The sequence below is a fragment of the Geobacillus sp. G4 genome, assembly GCF_040327975.1.
Classification (GTDB): domain Bacteria; phylum Bacillota; class Bacilli; order Bacillales; family Anoxybacillaceae; genus Geobacillus; species Geobacillus thermoleovorans.
The window spans coordinates 1-852 of the sequence record NZ_JBEPJY010000056.1 but is presented as its reverse complement, the minus strand read 5'-3'; the positions used below and the strand labels follow the sequence as shown (position 1 = coordinate 852).

The window sequence follows — 852 nt, the reverse complement described above, 5'->3', positions numbered from 1 at the left end:
TTGGCCATTTGTAGTGTATCCAAACTGATCACAGGATATACAGAGTTGACCGGGTTTTATGGATTTTCACAGAAAAAGAGACAGTAAAGTGTGAGTACTGTCTCATTACGCTGCTCTATTCCTTGTGCTCCAGGATGATTTGCTACTCTTTCCCCCAATCTCAGAGAATAATAACCAAAAACTTACGATGGGATATCTGGTCACTGTTGCTTCTTGTCATGATCGAATCACCGCAGAAAAAGCCATGTCTCAACTTCCACATCCGTATGAATTCGGAGACAAAGGATACGCCAGTAAGCTATTGCAAGAGAAACTGATGAGAGTGAATATGGCATTGCCTTTTGAACTCCGTTTCGCAGGAATCAACGTGTTTTTTCAGTACTAGTCGATCGATCAGTTTTATCTCACTTCGATGGGTGCAAACAGCGTTGAAGGATTTGAAACGGCGTGACAATGTAAACAGCGGACTATTTACGCCCGAAATCAGCTTTAATCTCACCCTATAGATCTGTTTCCCATTTGAGAATTGGATTATTGTAATTGTTATTTTTTAGCCATTGCTCCGCTCTTTCAATAAGTTGCCAAACTTGTTCAGTTTTGAGAACTTCTTAATTCAACACGGTTATTCTATACAACTTTTACATAGCATATCACTCTTTGAATATTGACTATACACACATTTTTAAAAGTTCTTTTAATTGTTCCCAACATTGATTTTCTTGCCAATATTTATTATTCGCTGTCGATGGATGCGGCAGAGGAATGATATATACTTTTTCAGGCGTGTTGATTATCCAATAAAATCCAAAGGGTATAGAAAAAAGAGCACCTTTCCTGTAGAATGTGAGTAGC

At 38.3% G+C, this 852-nt stretch carries 1 protein-coding gene and 1 pseudogene; one reads left to right on the top strand and one right to left on the bottom strand.

The window, feature by feature from the left end:
• Window positions 1–172: 172 nt before the first annotated feature.
• Window positions 173–451 (top strand): annotated as a pseudogene (locus ABS784_RS16855) (IS982 family transposase); the annotation flags it as partial.
• 217 nt (window positions 452–668) lie between these two features.
• Here the strand turns inward: ABS784_RS16855 and ABS784_RS16850 are convergent.
• On the bottom strand, window positions 669–852 hold a 184-nt coding region (locus ABS784_RS16850), incomplete at its 5' end, for a hypothetical protein (protein ID WP_352513357.1).